Raw genomic sequence first — 1155 nt, forward strand, 5'->3', positions numbered from 1 at the left:
AGGTCGAGGGCGCCAAGCTCGGCGCCGTCTTCAACATGGGCGGCTCGGCCGTGGCCAACTACCTGAGCGTGCTGGAGACGGCTTGAGCGAGCTGCTGACGAGCCGCCACTCGCTTGACAGAAACTGTGCCCGACCACCATGAGCGGCGATATGCTCCTTCGGTACACAGACCATGCATTGGCTCGCATGGCCGACCGAGGCGTCAGCAAAGCTCAGGTCGAGTCCGTCGTGGGCAGACCGTGGCGCACTCTGCCAGCGCAACAAGGGCGCGAAGAGCGCCAGGGTTTGTTCGAGCGCGACGGCAGACCCATGCTGCTTCGAGTGATCCTGGAGCAAGGGGAAGTGGTGAGCGTGATCACGGTGATCGTAACGAGCAGACTCTCGAAGTACGGAGTGAACTTGCCATGAAGATCGAGTACGACCCGCAGGCTGATGCCATGTACATCCGGCTGGGCGCTGGGCCCGTGACAGACAGCGACGAGGTGCGCCCGGGCGTGGTGCTGGACTTTGACGAGCAGGGACGGGTGATCGGCATTGAGATGTTGGGTGCCAGCAAGCAGGTGGGCAACCCGCGCGAGATGGCGTTCGAGGTGCTTGGCGCTACGCAGCACTGAGGAAAGCGTTGGATCCCGCCCAGACCAGCAACCTCGCCCGCCTGCTCACCCACACGGCGCAGCTCTTTCCCGAGCGCGCCGGGCTGATCCAGGGCGAGGCGCGCTGGAGCTGGGGCGAGATCGAGCAGCGCGTGGCGGCCATGACGGCGGCGCTGCGCTCACTGGGGCTGAGGAAGGGCGACCGCATCCTCGTGCACTCGCGCAACCACCGCGCGATGTTCGAGAGTTGCTGGGTGGCGTTTCGCCTGGGCTGCGTGTGGGTGCCGACGAACTTCCGGCTGGCGCCGCCCGAGGTGGCGTATCTGGCCTCGTCCAGCGGTGCGGTGGCGATGATGGTGGAGGACGTCTTTCCCGCCCACACCGACGCGGCCCGCGCCGCCTCGCCCGCGTTGCGCCATGTCATCGCCATCGGCAACCCGCGCGAGGGCGAGCTGGCCTACGAAGACCTGGTGGCGCAGCACCTGCATCAAGCCGCCTCGCAGGCCGCGGCGCACGAAGTCGTCGCCCACGACGACCCGCTGTGGTTCTTCTACACCTCGGG

2 protein-coding genes are annotated in these 1155 nt (G+C 66.9%); both read left to right on the forward strand.

Going from position 1 to position 1155, the window contains the following annotated elements:
- Positions 1-404 precede the first annotated feature (404 nt).
- The gene (locus ACOVRJ_RS16990) at positions 405-614 is read left to right on the forward strand and encodes a DUF2283 domain-containing protein (protein ID WP_422045019.1); all 210 of its coding nucleotides are present in this window, start codon (positions 405-407) and stop codon (positions 612-614) included.
- 8 nt (positions 615-622) lie between these two features.
- Positions 623-1155 (forward strand): AMP-binding protein (locus ACOVRJ_RS16995; protein ID WP_422045020.1); only part of this gene is annotated, 533 nt, incomplete at its 3' end.

This window comes from Roseateles sp. (assembly GCF_049240545.1).
In the GTDB taxonomy this organism is placed as follows: domain Bacteria; phylum Pseudomonadota; class Gammaproteobacteria; order Burkholderiales; family Burkholderiaceae_C; genus Paucibacter_A.